This window comes from Nocardiopsis tropica (assembly GCF_042660575.1).
GTDB classification, from domain to species: domain Bacteria; phylum Actinomycetota; class Actinomycetes; order Streptosporangiales; family Streptosporangiaceae; genus Nocardiopsis; species Nocardiopsis tropica.
Window position 1 is genome coordinate 482,241 of sequence record NZ_JBHSUF010000002.1, and the last position, 17,899, is coordinate 500,139.

At 72.9% G+C, this 17,899-nt stretch carries 19 protein-coding genes; 11 read left to right on the top strand and 8 right to left on the bottom strand.

The window, feature by feature from the left end; translation table 11 throughout:
• Positions 1–43: 43 nt before the first annotated feature.
• Positions 44–994, bottom strand: coding sequence for a phosphotransferase (locus tag ACFQBR_RS05100; RefSeq protein WP_267950045.1), 951 nt, complete (start codon positions 992–994; stop codon positions 44–46).
• 24 nt (positions 995–1,018) lie between these two features.
• Between ACFQBR_RS05100 and ACFQBR_RS05105 the strand changes: the two genes are divergently transcribed.
• From ACFQBR_RS05105 to ACFQBR_RS05115, 3 genes are all read left to right on the top strand, one after another.
• Positions 1,019–1,258: a DUF397 domain-containing protein gene (locus ACFQBR_RS05105; protein ID WP_378552202.1), complete on the top strand. Its 240-nt coding sequence runs from the start codon at positions 1,019–1,021 to the stop codon at positions 1,256–1,258.
• A 120-nt stretch (positions 1,259–1,378) separates the two neighbouring features.
• The gene (locus tag ACFQBR_RS05110; RefSeq protein ID WP_344175793.1) at positions 1,379–2,626 is read left to right on the top strand and encodes an MFS transporter; all 1,248 of its coding nucleotides are present in this window, start codon (positions 1,379–1,381) and stop codon (positions 2,624–2,626) included.
• A 61-nt stretch (positions 2,627–2,687) separates the two neighbouring features.
• Entirely contained in the window at positions 2,688–3,269 is a 582-nt protein-coding gene (locus ACFQBR_RS05115; protein ID WP_267950043.1) for a hypothetical protein, read from the top strand.
• A 90-nt stretch (positions 3,270–3,359) separates the two neighbouring features.
• Here the strand turns inward: ACFQBR_RS05115 and ACFQBR_RS05120 are convergent, their stop codons facing one another.
• Positions 3,360–4,058, bottom strand: a complete 699-nt coding sequence (locus tag ACFQBR_RS05120) for a type 1 glutamine amidotransferase domain-containing protein (RefSeq protein WP_267950042.1) — start codon at positions 4,056–4,058, stop codon at positions 3,360–3,362.
• Between the two features lie 182 nt (positions 4,059–4,240).
• Complete coding sequence (locus ACFQBR_RS05125) at positions 4,241–5,227, bottom strand: phosphotransferase enzyme family protein (protein ID WP_344175796.1); 987 nt, start codon at positions 5,225–5,227, stop codon at positions 4,241–4,243.
• 533 nt (positions 5,228–5,760) lie between these two features.
• Between ACFQBR_RS05125 and ACFQBR_RS05130 the strand changes: the two genes are divergently transcribed.
• Positions 5,761–6,561 (top strand): SigB/SigF/SigG family RNA polymerase sigma factor, encoded by an 801-nt coding sequence (locus ACFQBR_RS05130; protein WP_344175938.1) that lies wholly within the window; start codon positions 5,761–5,763, stop codon positions 6,559–6,561.
• Between the two features lie 134 nt (positions 6,562–6,695).
• Positions 6,696–7,472, top strand: a complete 777-nt coding sequence (locus ACFQBR_RS05135) for a tyrosine-protein phosphatase (protein WP_344175799.1) — start codon at positions 6,696–6,698, stop codon at positions 7,470–7,472.
• A 113-nt stretch (positions 7,473–7,585) separates the two neighbouring features.
• Here the strand turns inward: ACFQBR_RS05135 and ACFQBR_RS05140 are convergent, their stop codons facing one another.
• The gene (locus tag ACFQBR_RS05140; protein ID WP_267950040.1) at positions 7,586–7,828 is read right to left on the bottom strand and encodes a peptidoglycan-binding domain-containing protein; all 243 of its coding nucleotides are present in this window, start codon (positions 7,826–7,828) and stop codon (positions 7,586–7,588) included.
• Between the two features lie 967 nt (positions 7,829–8,795).
• On the opposite strand from ACFQBR_RS05140, the gene ACFQBR_RS05145 reads away from it, so the two are divergent.
• Both ACFQBR_RS05145 and ACFQBR_RS05150 read left to right on the top strand, forming a co-directional pair.
• The gene (locus tag ACFQBR_RS05145) at positions 8,796–9,122 is read left to right on the top strand and encodes an AbrB/MazE/SpoVT family DNA-binding domain-containing protein (protein ID WP_344175802.1); all 327 of its coding nucleotides are present in this window, start codon (positions 8,796–8,798) and stop codon (positions 9,120–9,122) included.
• A gap of 86 nt (positions 9,123–9,208) precedes the next feature.
• Positions 9,209–9,427, top strand: coding sequence for a hypothetical protein (locus ACFQBR_RS05150; RefSeq protein ID WP_344175804.1), 219 nt, complete (start codon positions 9,209–9,211; stop codon positions 9,425–9,427).
• Between the two features lie 217 nt (positions 9,428–9,644).
• Here ACFQBR_RS05150 and ACFQBR_RS05155 read toward each other — a convergent pair whose 3' ends face one another.
• The 3 genes from ACFQBR_RS05155 to ACFQBR_RS05165 all read right to left on the bottom strand — a co-directional run bounded on the left by ACFQBR_RS05155 (position 9,645) and on the right by ACFQBR_RS05165 (position 12,599).
• Positions 9,645–11,309, bottom strand: a complete 1,665-nt coding sequence (locus ACFQBR_RS05155) for an alkaline phosphatase D family protein (RefSeq protein WP_267950039.1) — start codon at positions 11,307–11,309, stop codon at positions 9,645–9,647.
• Between the two features lie 447 nt (positions 11,310–11,756).
• On the bottom strand, positions 11,757–12,254 hold the full coding sequence (locus tag ACFQBR_RS05160; RefSeq protein ID WP_267950038.1) for an SRPBCC family protein: 498 nt from the start codon (positions 12,252–12,254) through the stop codon (positions 11,757–11,759).
• A gap of 3 nt (positions 12,255–12,257) precedes the next feature.
• Entirely contained in the window at positions 12,258–12,599 is a 342-nt protein-coding gene (locus ACFQBR_RS05165) for an ArsR/SmtB family transcription factor (protein ID WP_267950037.1), read from the bottom strand.
• Between the two features lie 330 nt (positions 12,600–12,929).
• Between ACFQBR_RS05165 and ACFQBR_RS05170 the strand changes: the two genes are divergently transcribed.
• Positions 12,930–14,939 (top strand): GTP-binding protein, encoded by a 2,010-nt coding sequence (locus ACFQBR_RS05170; RefSeq protein ID WP_344175808.1) that lies wholly within the window; start codon positions 12,930–12,932, stop codon positions 14,937–14,939.
• Positions 14,940–15,101: 162 nt separating this feature from the next.
• On the opposite strand, the gene ACFQBR_RS05175 is transcribed toward ACFQBR_RS05170, so the two are convergent.
• Positions 15,102–15,962, bottom strand: a complete 861-nt coding sequence (locus ACFQBR_RS05175; RefSeq protein WP_344175810.1) for a helix-turn-helix transcriptional regulator — start codon at positions 15,960–15,962, stop codon at positions 15,102–15,104.
• Between the two features lie 243 nt (positions 15,963–16,205).
• On the opposite strand from ACFQBR_RS05175, the gene ACFQBR_RS05180 reads away from it, so the two are divergent.
• From ACFQBR_RS05180 to ACFQBR_RS05190, 3 genes are all read left to right on the top strand, one after another.
• Positions 16,206–16,415: a 4-oxalocrotonate tautomerase family protein gene (locus ACFQBR_RS05180; protein WP_267950035.1), complete on the top strand. Its 210-nt coding sequence runs from the start codon at positions 16,206–16,208 to the stop codon at positions 16,413–16,415.
• Between the two features lie 214 nt (positions 16,416–16,629).
• Positions 16,630–17,280 carry an NAD(P)-dependent oxidoreductase gene (locus ACFQBR_RS05185; RefSeq protein WP_344175812.1) on the top strand — a complete coding sequence of 217 codons (651 nt, stop codon included), beginning with the start codon at positions 16,630–16,632 and terminating at the stop codon, positions 17,278–17,280.
• Positions 17,281–17,356: 76 nt separating this feature from the next.
• Entirely contained in the window at positions 17,357–17,845 is a 489-nt protein-coding gene (locus ACFQBR_RS05190) for a MarR family winged helix-turn-helix transcriptional regulator (RefSeq protein ID WP_344175814.1), read from the top strand.
• Positions 17,846–17,899 lie beyond the last annotated feature (54 nt).

Genomic DNA, 17,899 nt, shown 5'->3' on the forward strand with positions numbered 1-17,899 from the left:
CCCGGCCACGGCGGGCTCCCCGGCCGGGACGGATCCTCCGGGGTCAGTCGGCCATCCCACCGGCGAACGGCGTCGTCCGCCACTGGTCGACGGCCGGCCCCAGGTACTCCACCAGCACGGGCAGCTGCGGCGCGAGGGCGAGGGCGGCGATGGCCCGCAGCATTCCCACGGCGTTCACGAAGCGCAGGACGTCCCCGTCCAGCTCCCGCACGCCGTTGCGCCGGGCTCCGCGGTCGTAGGCGGATTCGATCTCCGGGCCGAGCGCGGCCAGGTCCCATTCGACGGGGCCCAGGGTCACCAGCTCGAAGTCGGAGTAGAGGTCGCCGTCCGCCCCGGAGAAGATGTTCGCCGGAGGGGAGTCGCCGTGGATCGGCTGGATGCCGATCCCCGGGAACGCCTTCTCGAAGGCCGTGCGCGAACTCACGAGGGGCTCCAGGACACGCCATTCGCGGCGTGCGCGGTCCAGGTCGGACGGGTCGATGAGGTCGGGGCGCCCGTCGAGCCGGGCGAGGTCCTCGGCGAGGGTCTGCGGTTCGGCCGCGGACAGGAACGACAGGCGGCCCGGGTAGCCGCGCATCGCGGCGTGCAGTTTCGCGACGCTCTCGGCGTTCGCCGCGTAGTCGGGCTCCCTGCCCCGGTCCTCCTCGACGAACTGCCAGAACGTCATCGAGAACCCGTCGCGCCGCACCGGTTCCCGGGGGACGAGGGGGCTGGGAGGGATCACCGGCGTCCCCTGGGCCGCCAGCCACCGCGTCACGTCCAGTTCCGCGCGCTGGCGGTGCGCCAGGGCGTCGAGGTCCGTTCCGGGCGGCAGGACGACGGGGATCCGGGCCACGACCGGTGAGGGCGCGAGGTGGACCACGACGGAGAACAGGTCGTGGAGCACCCTCGCGTCGGTCACGGTGAGTCCGAGGTCGCGCCCCGCGCCGACGGCGGCGTCGACCGCGGCGGAGGCACGGCGGGCGGTCTCCTGCGGGGTCATGAAGTCGTTCATGGCCCGATCATCCCAGGGCCTCGGGTGGGCGGGAGCACGGCCGACGCGCTGAACCGGGCGCCGGGGCCCGGCCCCCGGTTCGCGGAACGCGGTCCGGCACGTGCTCGGCGCACGTCCAGCTACAGCGGCAAGTCGGGTGAGTGCGTCGAGGTGGCGGAGGGAGTTGTCACTGCAGTTCGGGACACGCGACACCGGGAACTGGGCCACCTCACGGTTCCTGCTGCGGAATGGTCCGCGCTGGTCAGCGCGGTACGCACCTCCTGACACCAGGCGACGGAGACCGGGGCAGGCGAGGCCCGGAATTCCGCACTGCCTCTGTCCGAGGCGCGCGCTAGCGTTCCCGGTGCCGAAAACCCCCACCGACAGGCACCGGAGGCCGCCCCGATGGCTCGGAGCGAACACGGACCCCCACGTCTCTACCGGGTCTGGCTGACCGGAGCAGGAGCGACGGCGCTCGGCACGCAGATACTCGTCTTCGGGCTCGTGTGGCACGCGGCCCTGATCGGTCCCGGCGCCGCCGCGGCCGTGCTCACGGCGCAGATCGTCCCCCGCGTACTGCTGACCCTGCACGGGGGCGCGCTCAGCGACCGTGTCGGGGCGCTGCCCGTCATGGTGGCCGCGAACGCGGTCCTGGGCGCGCTGGCGGCCGTGGGCGCACTGGCCATGTCCGTCGTCGATCCGGGGCCGGCCGCCATGGTCGCGACCGCTCTGGCCCTGGGCACGGTCGACGCGGTCAACATCCCGGCCTCGGCGTCGGTCCCCAAACTGCTGGTCCCCTCCGAGGCCATGGGCCGCGCCCTGGCGGCCCGGCAGATCGTCCTCCAGGGCGCGGTGCTGTGCGGGCCTCCGCTGGGAGGCGCGGCGATCACCTTCCTGGGGCTGCCCGCCACCTACGGGGCCGGGGCCCTGGGCTACCTGGTGATGCTCGCGGTACTGCGCCTCGTCGGCTCCCGGACACGGTTCCCGGCGTCCGCCGACGCCGGACCGGGCCTGAACCGCCAGGTCGGGGAGGGGCTGTCGACCGTGTTCGGCACACCGCTGCTGCGCGGGGTCGCGCTGCTCACCGGGGCCTTCGCCGTGTTCGCCATCCCCTTCTCCTCGCTCCTGGTGCCGGTGGTCTCCGCCGCACACGGGTGGGGCGCGGTGGCCACGGGTGCGGCGGCGGGCGCCTTCGGGGTCGGCATGGCCGGTCCGACCGCCCTGGTCCTGTGGCGTGGCACCGCCCGGCGCGCCGGCCCGGCCGCCGCGCTGGGGATGGTCACCGCGGGAGCGGGGATCGCGGTCGCCGCCTTCGCTCCGGGACCGGTGGCGTTCTGCCTGGTGTCCTCACTCGTGGGGCTGGGCACCGGTGTCTTCTCCACCCACGTCGGGCCGCTGTTCATGGCCGCCTGCCCGAGCGGAGCCGTGGGGCGGGCCCACGCGGTGCTGACCCTCGCCCAGTGGCTGCCGCTCCTGGTGGCCAACCCGGTGATCGGCGTCCTCGCGCGGGCGCACCCGGTGTCCGTCCTCCTGCTCCTGTGGGGCGCCGGGGCGTGCGCGGCCGGGGCGGCGGCCCTGGGCACGCGTGCCTTCCGCACGGCGGTGCTGTCCGGCGGCACCCGACGGGGAGAACAGGAACCGGAGAACGGCTGAGGCCCGCACGCGCTTCGGGCAATCGCTTCCGCCTCCTCCGGCGACCTGCTTGAGTGGTCGCATGGACGCCACTCCCCATCCGCGCCACGATCCCGCCGTGGTCGCGCACGCCGCCCACGTCCTGGACCTCCTCGGCGGCCCCCTGACGCCCGTGGAGGTCCCGATGCCGGGGCGGCCTCCGGTCCATGCCCCTGCCTATGGTCCGCCCGTCGAACGTCCCTACCGCCGACACGACGGCGAGCACCAACACCCCCCGCTCCCCACCGGACCGCCCCGGAGCAGGGGCCTGTTCTCCCGGCTCGCGTCCCTGGTCAGGCGGCCGCCCGGACCGGCCGGGGCGCCGCCGGGCGGGCCCGGTGGACCCACCGGGGAACGCAGGGACCTCACCCGCAGCCTGGCCAGGTACCGTGCCGCCCCCACCGAGGACCACCACCTCGTTCTCCTGGAGAGCATCTCCAAGAGCCTGGACGCCTACGTGGAGCTCCAGGAACAGCGCGCCCGTGCCGAACGCGAGCAGGCCGAGCAGGCGCACCGGTCGGCGGTGGCGGCGCACCGCGTAGCGGTGGCCGGGATGGTCTTCGGCGCGGCGGGCTGGCTCGTGGCCCTGGCGCAGCTGCTCCTCTCCCTCCTCGGGGGCGGGTAGCCCTGATCCGGGTGGGCGCGCCGGTTGGCCGGCCTCGCGGACGGGACCCGGGGCCGGCCCTCCGGGCCGTGTTCGTCACGGCGTGTGCGCTCATGCGCGTTCGCCGTCCACCTCGGCGACCAGATCGAGCAGGGCCTCGGCCGCGGGACCCGAGGACGCGGGGTTCTGACCGGTGAGCAGCAGGCCGTCGCGAACGACGTACGGCTCCCAGTCCCCGACCTTGGAGAAGACGCCGCCGAGTTCCTCGAGCTGGTCCTCCACCAGGAACGGGACCACGTCGGTCAGCCCGACGGCGGCCTCCTCCGAGTTCGTGAACCCCGTGACCCTCCTGCCCCGGACCAGCGGGTTGCCGTCCTCTCCGGTGACGTGGCGCAGGGCCCCCGGCGCGTGGCAGACCAGGGCGAGCGGTCTGCCCGCCCGCAGGGTGGTCTCGATGAGCCGGACGGAGTGCTCGTCCTCGGCGAGGTCCCACAGCGGACCGTGTCCGCCGGGGTAGAAGACCGTGTCGAACTCGGCGGCCGAGACCGAGTCGAGGCGCACCGTGCTCTCCAGGGCGGCCATGGCCTCGGTGTCGGACTCGAAGCGCCGGGTCTGGTCGGTCCGGGCGTCGGGCTCGTTGCTCTTGGGGTCCAGCGGCGGACGCCCGCCCCGGGGCGAGGCGAGCACCAGCTCGGCGCCGGCGTCCTTGAAGCGGTAGTACGGGGCTGCTAGTTCCTCCAGCCAGAAGCCCGTCTTGCGTCCGGTGTCACCGAGCTCGTCGTGCGAGGTCAGGACGATGAGGATCTTCATGAACGCTGCTCCTTCGAGTGGGCCGGTGGTCTCCCGGGATCGGTGGGCGCGGCCTGCGGCGCCCGCCGGACCCCGGCGGGGAGGTCCCTCCGCCGGGGTCTCGCCCGTGCCCACCCGGCTACCCGCCCGTGGCGCTCCCCATGCCTCCTGCAGGGGTGCGACCAGGGGCGATCCCGGCGGCCCTATTCGGACAGCGCCTGGGCGAGCAGACCCCTCGGGGAGAAGACGCCGCGGACGTGGCCGAAGGCCTCGCGGCGCTCCTCTTCGCCGCTGGCGGGGTCGATGACGATCCCCGCGAGTTCGGAGGCGTCCTCCAGCACGCGCAGGCCCCGGTAGTAGGCGAGCAGTTCGGCGTCGACCCGGTGGTGCCCGTACCCGTCGAGGAACAGGCCCTGCTGCTCCTCGGTGGCGGCCCGGTCCGCCAGGACACCGCCCCCGAGGACGAACATCAGGTCGCGTTCGCGCGGGGCGAGGACCGCGTCGTCGAAGTCGATGAGGACCGGGCGCCCGTCGGTGGCGATGACGAGGTTGCCCAGGTGCGGATCGGCGTGGCAGGCGGCGAAGCCGGGGAGGCCGTCCCGCTCCCGGAGGCGTGCGGCCAGGTCGATCGTGCGCCGGTGGACCTCGCGCAGTGCCGCGCGGTTCCCGGACCACAGCTCTGCCAGTCGCCGCCCGATCCCCTCGGCGGGTCCGGCGTCGAGCGCGGTGTCGACGCGTTCGAACAGCCCGGCCCACCGGCCGGGGTCGAAGTCCTCGCGCGGGACCCGCTCCAGTGCCTCGTCCCCGAGCGGCACCCCGTGCAGGGCGGCCAGGATCTGACCCAGCTCGCGCCATCCGGCCGGCCCCGGGGGCGTTTCGAGGGCGCTCGTGCCCTCGACCCACTCCATGACCGACAGGCGTGCGCCGCCGGTGTCGACCCACAGGGCTCCGGTGCGTGCGGGCAGCGGCTCCGGAGCGCTTCCCGGCCGGACCGCGTTGAGCGCGGCGGGCAGTACGAGCCCCGCGGGGGAGCCCCCGCTGCTCCACTTGACGGCGAAGCGGCGCCCGCGCGCGTCGGTGGCCCGCCACAGCGAGGCGTTCAGGTCCGCGCCGCCGCCGACCGGGACGAGGTCCGCTCCCTCCAGTGCGTAGTGCTCGCCCACCACGGAGGCGATACCGGATGGTGCCATCGGACGTCTTCCCCCGACTGCTCGTGCGTTCGCGTCCTGGCACGGTGCGCAGGACCGGTGGCCGCCGCAGGGCGACCACCGGGCATGGTACGGGTCCGACGACGGGGCGTCCTGGTGTTTTCGCGTCCGGAGAGACGAGGGGAGGGTCGCACCGGTTCTTCACGGGTCCCCGTCGGCGCGCGTTCGCGCCGCGGCTCCCGAGGCAGAGCGCGCGACGCCGCAGCCGGAAACGGGAAGCCGCCGACATGCCCCCGCGGGCGCGGGGGAGTGCCCCGGGTGCGTCGGCCGCTGAGCACTCCATACATGCCTGTACTAAATGTCTTGTTTGTCGCTCTGTGGTAGTAAGAGTTCCCCAAAGTTCTCTCTGGGCCTTTTAGTCTCCTTCGTGAGGGAAGGATGACAGTGGCACGTGCCTTCGAGGGCCGTGCCCTGCCGTTGCGGCAGCAACGCACAGGCCGGCTTTCAGGGGGTCTCTCTTGTCCGTCACCGACACCGACGCGCTTCCGGTCGACGCTCCCGCCGCACGAGGTCCGATGATCCCGGCGCCGCGACGGCCGGGACCGGGCGAACGGGACCCGGGCGAAGCCCTCCTCAGACAGCTCAAGGCCCTGGGCCCGGGCGGTCCCGGAGCACACGAGCTCCAGGAGCGGGTCGTGTCCCACTACGCGCCGGCCATGAAGCGGATCGCGCACCGCTACGGGGGTCGCGGGGAACCGGTGGAGGACCTGTACCAGACGGCGATGGTGGGGCTGTGCAAGGCCATCCGCGGCTTCGACCCCGACCGGGGGGCGCCGTTCCTCGGCTATCTGATGCCGACCGCGATCGGCGAGGTCAAGCGCCACTTCCGCGACCACACCTGGGCCGTGCGGGTGCCCCGGTCGGCGCAGGAGAACCGGATCCGCCTGCACCAGGCCCGGCAGGAGATGACGCAGGAACTGGGGCGCACGCCCACCGGCGACGAACTCGGGTACAAGCTCGGGATGACCCGCGAGCAGCTGGACGAGGTCCGCCAGGTCTCCGACCTCTACCGGGCCCTGTCGCTGGACGCCCCCGACAACCCGGACGCGGACGGGGACGACTCCCCCTCGCTGGAGGAGCACCTGGGCTGCGAGGACCACCTCCTGGACCTGGTGGTGGACCGCGAGGCCCTCAAACCGGCCCTGGCACGCCTGTCCGAGCGCGAACGCGACATCCTCATGCTGCGCTACTTCCACGACCACACACAGGCCGAGATCGCCGAGCGTCTGGGCTACTCCCAGATGCACATCTCCCGCCTCCTGCGGACGACCCTGGAGCGCCTGCGCGAGGAGATGGGCGTGGGGACCGCCGCCTGAACCGGATCGCGTCTTCGCCTACGGGGGAGCCGGCACGGTGGCGCTGCGGAGCCGGCCCCGAACGGGTCCGGAGAAGCCGATAACGGGACCAAGGTCCTTGGCTCTGCTCGCGGGGTGACGTATCCCTTGCGTTCATGAGCGACAGCAGAAGGATCACCTGGGAGGGGTTCCACAACGCACGGGACCTCGGCGGGCTTCCCACCCGACACGGCCGAGCGACCAGCCGCGGAGCCTTCTTCCGCTCCGCCGACCTGCGCTTCGTCACGTCCGACGGCTGGAACGCCGCCTACGCGGCGGGCGTGCGCACCGTCGTGGACCTGCGCAACGAGGACGAGATCAGGCCGGTTCCGGGGGAGGGCCCGACGGGCATCGCCGGATCGGCGACGCTGCCACCGGCCGAGAGTGAGGTCCGGCCACCGCCCGGGACGACGTGCTCGGAAGTCCCCCTGGACGGCGTCGAGGACGTGGAGTTCTGGGAGCGGGCCGACATCCGGCGGCTGAACGGCACACCCCTGTACTACGGGCCCTTCCTCGAGCACAAGGCCGACCGGTGCGCCGCCGCGGTCACCGCTCTGGCCCGGGCCGAGCCCGGCGGCGTCCTCTTCCACTGCGGGATGGGACGGGACCGCACCGGCCTGGTCACCCTGCTGCTCCTGTCCCTGGCGGGCGTCGAGGAGGAGGCGATCGCCGAGGACTACGAACTCTCGACCGCCGAACTCGCCCCCTTGCTCGCGGCGACGGGAGAGCAGGACCAGGCCCCGGCAATCGCGTCGCTCATGGAGGAGCACGGGACGACACTGCGCGAGGCCGTGCTCGGGGTCCTCGGGGGACTGGACGCGCGGACCCTCCTGCTTGAGGCGGGGGTGGGGGAGGACGACCTCGACCGGGTCCGCACCAGGCTCCTGGCCTGACCGTGGCGATCTGGCCGAGGCCGCGCCCCGGCCCGCTCGCAGGGGAGCCCCCCGCGGCGTGTCCGTCGCGAGGGGCCGGCCATGGCGTCATGGCCTTGTGGAGCGGGCGCGGGCTACTTCACCCCCGCCACCTTCTCCACGAACTCCTTCATGACCTGCCCGCCGGCGGTCCCGGTGATCGGCGTCCCGGGCTTGGTCGATCCCTGCGCCGCCCTGGCCTTGCGGACCGCTTCGGTGGTCTCGGTCCCGTACTCGCCGTCGGCGCCGGGGTTCTTGTCCAGGTGGCCCGCTGCGATGAGCAGTTCCTGCAGGTACGCCACCTTCTCCCCGCTGTCGCCTTGCTTGAGCCCAATCATGTCGTTCCTCTTTTCTTCCGGCGAGGTTGTTGAAGCCCCGTGCTGCAGTACTCCGGAGAACACAGAACCACCGTGCCGCGACCGGACGCCCCAGACGGGTTCTCCTCAGGAAAGTTCACACCCTTGACGGAGAACGCCTTTTTCCTGTCGATTTTCCCGCAGTCTCCATGAGCACGAGGTCCCGGTGTTCGGAGATATAAATGAAGACAAGGAAGGATGCGAGGAACCGCCTCTTTCCCGCAAGAAATGAGACAGTCTTCCTCTCTCGTGAATTCGCGTTCGCAGGACGACCCTCCGAACGAGCGGAGGCTTCCCTCGATCTCGTCTCCGAGGGCGGCGAAGACGCTTCCATCGGGCGTGTGCGCGACCGATGGCACCCTGGGGCGGACCTCGCGACACCGGTCGCGGTCACGCGCCCATGGGCCTCGGCGCCGCCTTCACCATTCCTTGTGTCCCGGGTCCGCATCCGGATCCTCCGGGAATCACGGCGGGCCTGTCGAGGACTTCCACCGCGAGAGACCGGTGCGCGTCTTCTCGCACTTCCAGCGCAACCGCCTGCGGGCCTCGAGTCGTCCTGGGGCGCGCGCTCGGCCTGCTTCTGATTATAGACCCGGAAGCGCGCCACCAGGCAACACTCAACTCCATGTATGCCTGGAAGAAAAACACCCGATTCCCTCCCCTTGAAGAATCGCGGAGAGTGGAAATAAAAGAACTTTTTCCTTGAGGTGCCGCTGGCCTGGCCCGCGGGTGGATGCAGGTGAAGTATTTACCGTCTCCGGTCGGCGCGCCGACCGGAGACGGGGTCCCGGCCCCGATGGGGAGCGCACAGGCGACCGGGCCACGCCGGACTCCTGGCCCTGCCCGGTTCACAGGTGCTGTCGTCCTTCCTGGACCGCAGTAGGAAAGTTGAACTGTCTGACTTTCTGATCCATGCTGTAGCCATGCCTCGGGAAGGGAAGCCCAGCGCATGACCACCAGGAAGGCCCAACCGATGAGCGAGACGAAGTCGAGACGCCGACGCGCGGTGATGCGTCGCAAGAACCAGGTCACACTGCCCCGTGAGGTGGCGGAGGCCCTCCACATCCGGGAGGGGGACGAGGTCGAGTTCGCCATCACGGAGAGCGGTCAGGTCACCCTTAGGGGCATGATCGCCGTGCCGACCGACCAAGCGTGGTTCTGGGACCCCGAATGGCAGCGGGGTGAGCGGGAGGCCAGTGAGCAGATCACCGAGGGCCGAACCGAGGAGTTCGAGGACGCGGAGTCGATGTTCGACGCCCTCGAAGAGGAGCGCTGAGAGCACTGGCCACGTTCGCCACCACCCCCCGGTTCCGGGCCGACTTCAAGAAGCTGACGCCTCAACAGGTCGAGCGGTTCCGCAAGGTGGTCACCACCGAGTTCGCACCCGACGTGGAGCAGGGACGGTTCCGACCAGGTCTGCGGGTCAAGGGCGTGCAGGGCGCTCCGGGGGTCTACGAGATGACCTGGGCGCCTGACGGGCGCGCCACGTGGGAGTACGGGGACGAGCGTTTCCCCGGGAAGGCGCACATCGTCTGGCGCAGGGTCGGCACGCATTCCGTCTTCAACCCCGGACCCCCCTGACACCCGTATCGGAACAGCGTCTGCCGCCCCGACCGCAGGAGGCCCCGGGCCGTCCCACCGTGGCCCCTCGGGCAGACACGCGCAGCGCCCGGCCGGAGAACTCCGGCCGGGCGTTCGTCCGACGGGGCGGAGTGCGGGCGGCGCACCGGCCGCCCCCGGCGTCCCGGCCCGGAGACGGGAGAGGCGGGCTGCCCCGCCTCCGGCAGCCGGGGGCCGGTCAGGCCTGGGGTCGCACGCCCGGGACGCCGTCGTCGATGACGAACCGGGCCCGGTCGGTGATGGGCGCGCCGGGGTCGGTCACGTAGTCGAGCGTCCTGTAGTCGGCCGTCCACCCGGTGGGGGTCACGACGTTGCGGACGTAGCCGCGTCTGCGGTTGACGAACCGGATGTGCGGGTTCTCCCTCAGCTGCACCGCGTCGCCCGGGTTCTGCTCCGCGCCGTCCCCTCCGCTGGTGAACGAGGTGCCCACCAGTTCCGTGGCAACCGTCGCCGAGCCCGGGTCGTCGAAGTCCGCCTTCACGTCGCACACGTAGTTGGCGTGCACGTCCCCGGTGATCACGACCGGGTTGCGCACACGGGCCAGCGCGTCGCGGACGGTGTCCCGCTCGACCCGGTAGTTGTCCCAGGCGTCGTCGCTGAAGTCGGTGGCCGCGCCGGCGGCGAAGTCGCGCTGGGAGAAGAACACCTGCTGCGCCAGCACGTTCCAGCGGGCCCGCGAGGAGGACAGCCCGTTCAGCAGCCACGCCCGCTGGTCCGCGCCGAGCAGGGTGCGCGAGGGGTCGCCGCGCTCGGAGTCCGCCACCTGCACGTCCCGGTACTGGCGGGTGTCGAGCAGGTGCACGTCCACGAGGTTGCCGAAGGACAGCTTGCGGTAGAGGTGCATGTCCGGCCCGGCGGGGATCTGGGAGCGGCGCAGCGGCATGTGCTCGTAGTAGGCCTTGAGCGCGTCGGCCCTGCGCTGGAGGAAGGCCTCCGAGGGCTCGCCGCCGTACGGGGTCTCGTCGGCCCAGTTGTTCTCCAGTTCGTGGTCGTCGAAGACCACCGCCCACGGGAAGGCGGCGTGGGCCGCCTGGAGGCCCGCGTCGGCCTTGTACTGGGCGTGCCGGACGCGGTACTCGGCCAGGGTCTGGACCTCCCGGGCTGGCACGTGGGGGCGCCCGGCGCCCCCGGCCTCACCGGTCTCGTAGATGTAGTCGCCCAGGAACACGACCAGGTCCAGGTCCTCCCTGGCCAGGTGCTCCTGGGCGGTGAAGTGGCCGCTGGTGTAGCTCTGGCAGCTGGCGAACGCGAACGCGAAGCGGTCCGTCCGCGCGTTGGGCGCCGGCGTGGTCAGGGTCCGGCCCACGGGACTGATCTCGTTGCCGTGGCGGAACCGGTAGTAGTAGGGGGTTCCGGGCCGCAGCCCCTGGACCTCCACGTGGACGGAGTGGGCTGCGCGGGGGCCGGTCCCGACGGTGCCGGAGGTGGTGATGCGGCGGAAGTTCTCGTCCTGGGAGACCTGCCACTCGACCTCGACCCGCCGGTCGGGCATGCCGCCGAGCCCGTTCTCCGCCAGGGGGTCGGGCGCCAGGCGGGTCCACAGGACGACGCCGTTGTGGAGGGGTTCTCCGGAGGCGACGCCGAGGGTGAAGGGTTCGGCCACCCGTCCGGGCCGGGGGGCGGCGTCGGCGTGTGCCTCGGGGGCCCAGCTGGAGGCCAGGGCGACGGCTCCCAGGGTGGCGGCGCCGCCCACCAGGAGCTGGCGGCGGGTGGCGCGGGCGGCCTCTTCCGCGAGGGAGGCGGAGACGGGGGCGGCGCTCGCCGGCGGGGCGGTCGGCGCGGGCACCGCGGTCAGGGGGGTGGGGGAAGGAGCGGGGGCGGGGGTGCGGGGAGTTCCCGGCATGCACGGTCTCCTGGAGTTCGTGGAGCGCCCGGCCCCGGTCGGGGCGGACGGGGACCGTGCTCTATCCGGCCACGGAAAGCGGAACGTCCCAACCACCGCCCGGTGAACGTTGAACCCGCGCGGGTGACCATCGGGTGACGGAGAGCTCCGAGGACCAAGATGCCCCGGGAGAACGCCGATGCCACGACCCGCATCCCCCTGCTTTCGTATAGTTCGTTCAATCGAACTGTAAAAACAGGCCGCCAAATCAGAATCAAAGCCGCAATTCAACTGGAAATAAAAGAATAGCCCCGAGTCGAATTGAACACCCCTTTTTCGGCCCTCCTCGCCCGGCTCCTCCCGCGCCCCGGATCCCCGCCGCGCACACGCCTCCGTCCGCGGAGGGGGACCGGGGCCGGCCCTCCGCGGACGGCCGGCCCCGGCGGCCTGCCGCCGGGGCCGGGGCAGTCACCGCTTCCGGACGGTCTCGGTGACGTAGGCGGCAAGGTTGCCCAGGGTCTGCCGGCCGCTCTCGACCGCGTGGTACTTCTCGGCCGCCTCGTCGCGCAGCTCCCTGGTGGGGAACACCGTGCGCATCTCGATCCGGGTCGCCGCACCGTCGGGCTCGAACGTGAGGACCGACTCGAAGGCGTTCGGGTCGTCGCGGGTCTCACCGTGGAGCATCGCGATCCGTTCCGGCGGGGCGAGCTCGGTCCAGGTGATCCACTCCTGGTAGTCCGTCCCGTCCGGTCCGTGCATCACGAAGTCCCACACCCCGCCGACGCGGAACTCGAACGCCCGCGTGGTGGTGGTGAACCCCTCCGGCCCCCACCACCGCGACAGGTGCCGCACGTCGGTGAACGCCTCGAACACCAGCTCGGGCGGGGCGTCGATGGTCCGGGAGACGACGATCTCGCGGTCGGCTGTCGCCGACCTCGTCGGCGTTCCTTGTTCTGTCGCGCTCATCGGCTACTCCGCTTCCCTTGTCTGCTTCAGGTCCTGCACGTAGGCGTCCAGCCGGTCGAAGCTCTCGTTCCAGAACCGCTCGAACCCGCCGGTCCACTCGTGGACGGGCCGCAACCCGCCGGCGTCGAGACCGTACAGGCGCTGCTTCCCCGCCCTGCGGTCCCGCACCAGCCCGACCTCCCGGAGCACCCGCAGGTGTTTGGACGCTCCCGGCTGGGTCATCCCCAGCTCCTGGGCCAACTCGGTCACCGAACGCTCACCCGTCCGCAGCAGTGCCAGGATCTCCCGGCGCTGCGGCTCGGCGATCGCGTTGAAGACGTCCGACGTCGTCGCTGCTCGTGCCATGGGACAATCATATTCCCATATCGGCATGCGTCAAGCCGGAGGAGCCGAGCGGATCCTGTCGGACAACGATCGCGACCCTTGGCAGCGGCGGCGGACACCGGGGGAGAGCGGGGCGCCTTCGCTCCGAAAGCCGCCGGCGGAGCACCCGTCACCCGGTTCGCCGCTCGTCGACGGCGTCCCCACACGGGAAAACGAGTTGTGCGGCACCCGGGACGGGGCCAGAATCGGACCGCCGACCGACAGCCGAGGAGAGGAACAACGGGATGCGCCGGTCCTACGGAGTTTTCGAGCCCTGCAACCGGACACGAATCCCCGAGGACACCTCCGCTCTTGTCATCTCTTCCGACCGCCCTGAACATCGGCATCGTCGCGCACGTCGACGCGGGTAAGACCAGCCTCACCGAGCGCCTGCTGTTCGACGCGGGCGCCCTCGACCGGCTCGGCAGCGTCGACGCCGGGGACACCCGCACCGACTCCGGCCGCATCGAACGCGAGCGCGGCATCACCGTGCGCACGGCCGTCGCCTCCTTCCGGGCCGGCCCCGTCCAGATCAACCTCGTCGACACCCCCGGCCACACCGACTTCGTGGCCGAGGTCGAACGCGCCCTGACCGTGCTCGACGGCGCGGTACTCGTCCTGTCCGCGGTCGAGGGCGTCCAGGCCCACACCCGCGTGCTGATGCGCACCCTGCGGGAGGCGGGGCTGCCCGTGGCGCTGTTCGTCAACAAGACCGACCGTCGGGGCGCCCGCCCCGACGGAGTGCTCGCGGACGTGCGTCGGCTGCTCTCCCCGGACGCGGTCGCGCTCAACCGCGTGCGCGGCGCGGGCACGCCCGGCGCCCGCACGCTGCCCCCGGACCGGGACGACCCGGCCACGGGGGAGGCGCTGGCCGAGGTCCTGGCGGCGCACGACGACGACCTGCTGGCACGCCTGGTCGACGGCCTCCCGGCCCCGCCGGCGCACGAACTGGACAGGGTGCTCGCGGCCCAGGTCGCGCGGGGGCTGGTCCACCCCGTGCTGTTCGGCTCGGCCGTCACCGGCGCGGGCGCCCCCGCGCTGGTCCGCGCCCTCACCTGCCTGTTCCCCGCCACCGCCCCGGAACCGGGGACCGCCGACCCCGAACCGCGGGGCACGGTGTTCTCCGTCGAACGCTCGGCCTCGGGGGAGAAGACCGGCTACGTGCGGCTGCGGTCGGGCCGCCTGGCCGAGCGCGACCGCGTCGTGCTCCACCGCGACACCTCGACGGCCTCCGACGGCCCGGAGTCCTCGCACAGCGGCCGCGTCACCCGCCTGGAGGTCGTGGGCGCCGAGGGCGACCGCACGCGTGCGCTGACGGCGGGCCACATCGGCCGCGTCCGGGGGCTGCCGGGCCTGCGTGTGGGTGACCGGCTCGGCCCTCCCGCCCCCGGCGGCCCCGGGCCCCGCTTCGCGCGCCCCTCCCTGGAGGCGGTCGCCCGTCCGGAGCACGAGGGCGAGGGACCGCGCCTGCACGCCGCCCTGACGGCGCTCGCCGAGCAGGACCCGCTGATCGGTGTGCGCACCGTGCCCGGCCACGGCGTCTCGGTCCTGCTGTACGGGGAGGTGCAGAAGGAGGTGGTCGCAGCGACCCTGGCCGACGACTTCGGCGTGCGCGCCGTGTTCGACCGCAGCACCATCGTGCACGTCGAGCGCCCCGCCGGCGTGGGCGAGGCCGTCGAGACGGTCGGCTCCCAGCCCGCGGACGGGTTCACCGCCACGGTGGGCCTGCGGGTGGAGCCGGGGGAGGAGGGGAGCGGTGTCGTGTTCCGCAGGGAGGTGGAGCTCGGCGCCCTGCTGCCGTCGTTCGACCGGGCGGTGGCGGAGACGGTCCACGACACCCTGTCCCAGGGCCTGTACGGATGGCAGGTCACCGACTGCGTGGTGACCCTGGTCCGCAGCGGGTTCGTGGCCCCGACCAGCACGGCGCGGGACTTCCGCTGCCTGACCCCGATGGTGCTCATGCGGGCGCTGCACCGCGCGGGCACACGGGTGATGGAGCCCGTGCACGCCTGCGAGCTGGAGGTCCCCGCCGACACGTTGAGCGCGGTCCTGGCCGCCCTGGGCGCCGCCGGCGGCCACGTGCACGAGTCCCGTCCGGGAGGCGGCGCGTGGGAGCTGAGGGGGGAGCTGCCCGCCCGCGCGGTCCACGGGTTCCGGACGGCGCTGCCCGGCCTGACGCGGGGCGAGGGGTTCCTGCTGAGCCGCCGCTCCCGGGTGCGGCCGGTGGCCGGCGCCCCTCCGCGCCGGGCCCGCACCGACGGGAACCCGTTGAACCGGGAGGAGTACCTCCTCCACCTGCGGCGGTCCGGGCCGGGCGGATGAGGGCGCTCGGCGGTTTTCCCGCCGAGCCCGCCCGGGGGGCGAGGACACGGGACGATCCCGGCCAGGAACAGCGGGACCGCGTCGATACGCGCCGCCCGCTCGAAGCGGGGTCGTTCCGACGGGGCCCCGAAGCCGACCACCGACACTGCGGACGGGAGGCTCTCAGAGCGACGGTCCGGTGACTTCCTGGGTACCGAGGACGGCGAGCAGGTCGAGGAGGTCGGCGCTGTCGGTGCCGACCGCGGGGGTGAACCAGAGCAGCCGCTGTCGGCCGTCCTCGCTGAACAGGTGGAGGCAGTTGACCTCGATCAGGCCGAGCTCGGGGTGGTTGAGGCGTTTGCGGTCGTCGCGCCGGAAGGCCACGTCGTGCTCGGCCCACAGGGCGGCGAACTCGGAGGAGGCGCCGATCAGCGAGCTGATCATCGAGCGGGCCTCGGTGTCCTTGGCATCTCTTCTGGCGGCGGCTGCCCGCAGGTCGGCGACGAAGGCCCGGGACTGGCCCCCGTGGTCGGCTTCGGGATACATCCGCCGGGCGTCGGGGTCGGTGAACCACCGGTGGACGAAGCTGGCCCGAGCGCCGCGAAGGCCCGAGTGGTCCCCGAGCAGCGCCATCGCCAGCGGGTTCTGCACGAGGGTGACATGCAGGTCGGTGATGACCTGCGCGGGTGTCGATGTCAGACGGACGAGCAGGTCGAGCATGCCGGGGTGGACGTGCGAGGCCGGTCCGCCGTGCGCGGGCACCGGGCGGTCGGCCAGGTGGTAGAGGTAGTCGCGCTCATCGGCGGTCAGGCGCAGGGCCCTCGCCAGCGCGGCGATCATCTGCACGGAGGGCTGGGATCCGGCGCCGCGTTCGAGTTCGTTGTAGTAGTCCACCGATGCGCCGGCGAGCTGGGCGACCTCGTCGCGGCGCAGCCCGGGCACCCGGCGGCGGAGCCCGTGGGGAAGCCCTACGTCGACCGGACGGATGCGCTCACGCCGCGAGCGCAGGAAGGCTCCCAGCTCGGTGTAGTTCACAGATCCCATGCCGTCCATTCTGCGTCCGGCCGAGCCGCCGGCACAGGGGATGGGATCCCCTGGTTCCACCGGGCGGAGCCGAGCATCCTGGAGGACATGGCTGCCGACCGCTCCGCGCGGAGTCCTGCCACCGGATCGGCATCGGCTGACTGCCGCCCCCGCGCCGGTACCGGCCGGGAACGGCGCCATGGCCACACGTTCTCGGACACGTGCTTCCGCATCGCGGGAGAGTCCACTCAAGGAGGAACACCCATGCCTTTCGCCAACTTCAAGGTCCCCGCGGGCACCGTCACCGCCGAGGACAAGAAGAAGCTCGTCGAGCGCACCACCGACCTGTACGCGGAGATCTACGGCGAGCGGGCCCGTGCCACCACCGTCGTGCTGATCGACGAGGTCGCCGACGGCGGCTGGGGCGTCGCCGGCAGCGTCCTGACCGCCGCCGTGCTCAACGGCGACGCCTGATCTCCCTCCTGTGCGGGCCCGGCCCCTCCGCGCCGGGCCCGCACCGAGGGGGACCCGTTGAACCGGGAGGAGTACCTCGTCCACCCGGGGCGGGCCGGGCGTACGGAGCTGAACAGCCCGAACGCGCAAACCCCGGCGGCGCCGTCGGTCCCGACGCCACCGGGGATATGATTCGTGAAAACGAACTGTTCTTTTCCTGGGGAGTGAAACGGTCATGGCCGACGAGAGCACCGCCCGCATCACCGTCCTGGGAGCCACCGGGGGAACCGGCCGCCAGGTGGTGGAACAGGCCCTGGCCGCAGGGCACCGGGTCACCGCGCTGGTGCGCGACCCGGCACGGATGCCCCTCGTCCACGACCGCCTGGACGTGGTCCGGATGCCGGTCCCCGACCCCGAGGCGCTGCGCGCACTGCTCGGGCGGACGGACGCCGTCGTCTCGGGCCTCGCCGCCACGGCCAAGGGCGGATCGCCGGCCACCGTCTGGACCGGCGCGGTCCTGGCCGCGCTCGCGGACCGGCCGGACACACGCCTGGTCGCGGTGAGCGCCGCCCCCGTCGGGCCGCACCCGCAGGGGAGTTCGCCGTTCCACCGCTTCGTGCTCTCGCCCCTGGTCGGCCGGGTCTTCCGGGACGCCTACCGGGACCTGGAGCGGATGGAGGCGGCCCTGTCCGCCGGCGGCGCGGCGTGGACCGTGGTCCGCCCGCCCCGGTTGACCGACGACCCCGGCACCGGAGAGTACCGGCTCGTGGTCGGCGGGAACGTGCCCTCCGGGTACAGGATCGGCCGCGCGGACCTGGCGCACGCCCTCCTGCGCGTCCTGGGCGACCCCGCGACCGTGCGGCGGGCCGTCGGCGTGGCCTACTGAGGACCCTCCGCTCCGACCCGCGCCGGTCCGCCCGCCTGCGGGCGGACCGGCCCCCGGGGATCGGTAGCATCGGCCCATGAGCCAGGACGCGGTCGGGGACGACACCGAGATGCCGGATCGCGAACTGCTCGAGGGCGCCCTGCGGTTCGTGCCCCTGCTGGAGACGTTCTACCGCCGCGCCCACTCCGAGATGCCCGACGAGCTCCGGCGGCTGTTCCAGGAGAACCGCCTGACCGCCCGGCACGGGTCGGTCCTCACCCAGCTCACCCACGGCCAGGAGCTCAGCGTGGGCGAGCTCGCCGCCCGCCTGGAGGTGGGCCTGCCCACCACCAGCGAGCTGGTCGGCGACCTGTCCAGGGTGGGCCTCGTGGTGCGGCGGCAGGACCCCGCCAACCGCCGGCGCGTCCTGCTGTCCCTGGCCGAGGAGTACCGGGACCTCATGCGCGCGTTCGCGAGCAGACGGGCCCGGCCCCTGCTGCGGGCGTTCGAGCGGCTCACGCCCGCCGAGCAGGAGGGGTTCGCCGCCGGCCTGCGGGCCTGGGCCCACGAGGTGCACTCCGCCTGAGCCGCGCCGGGGCCCGCGGAACCGCGCCGGGTCCACGGGCGGGGGAGGCGGGGT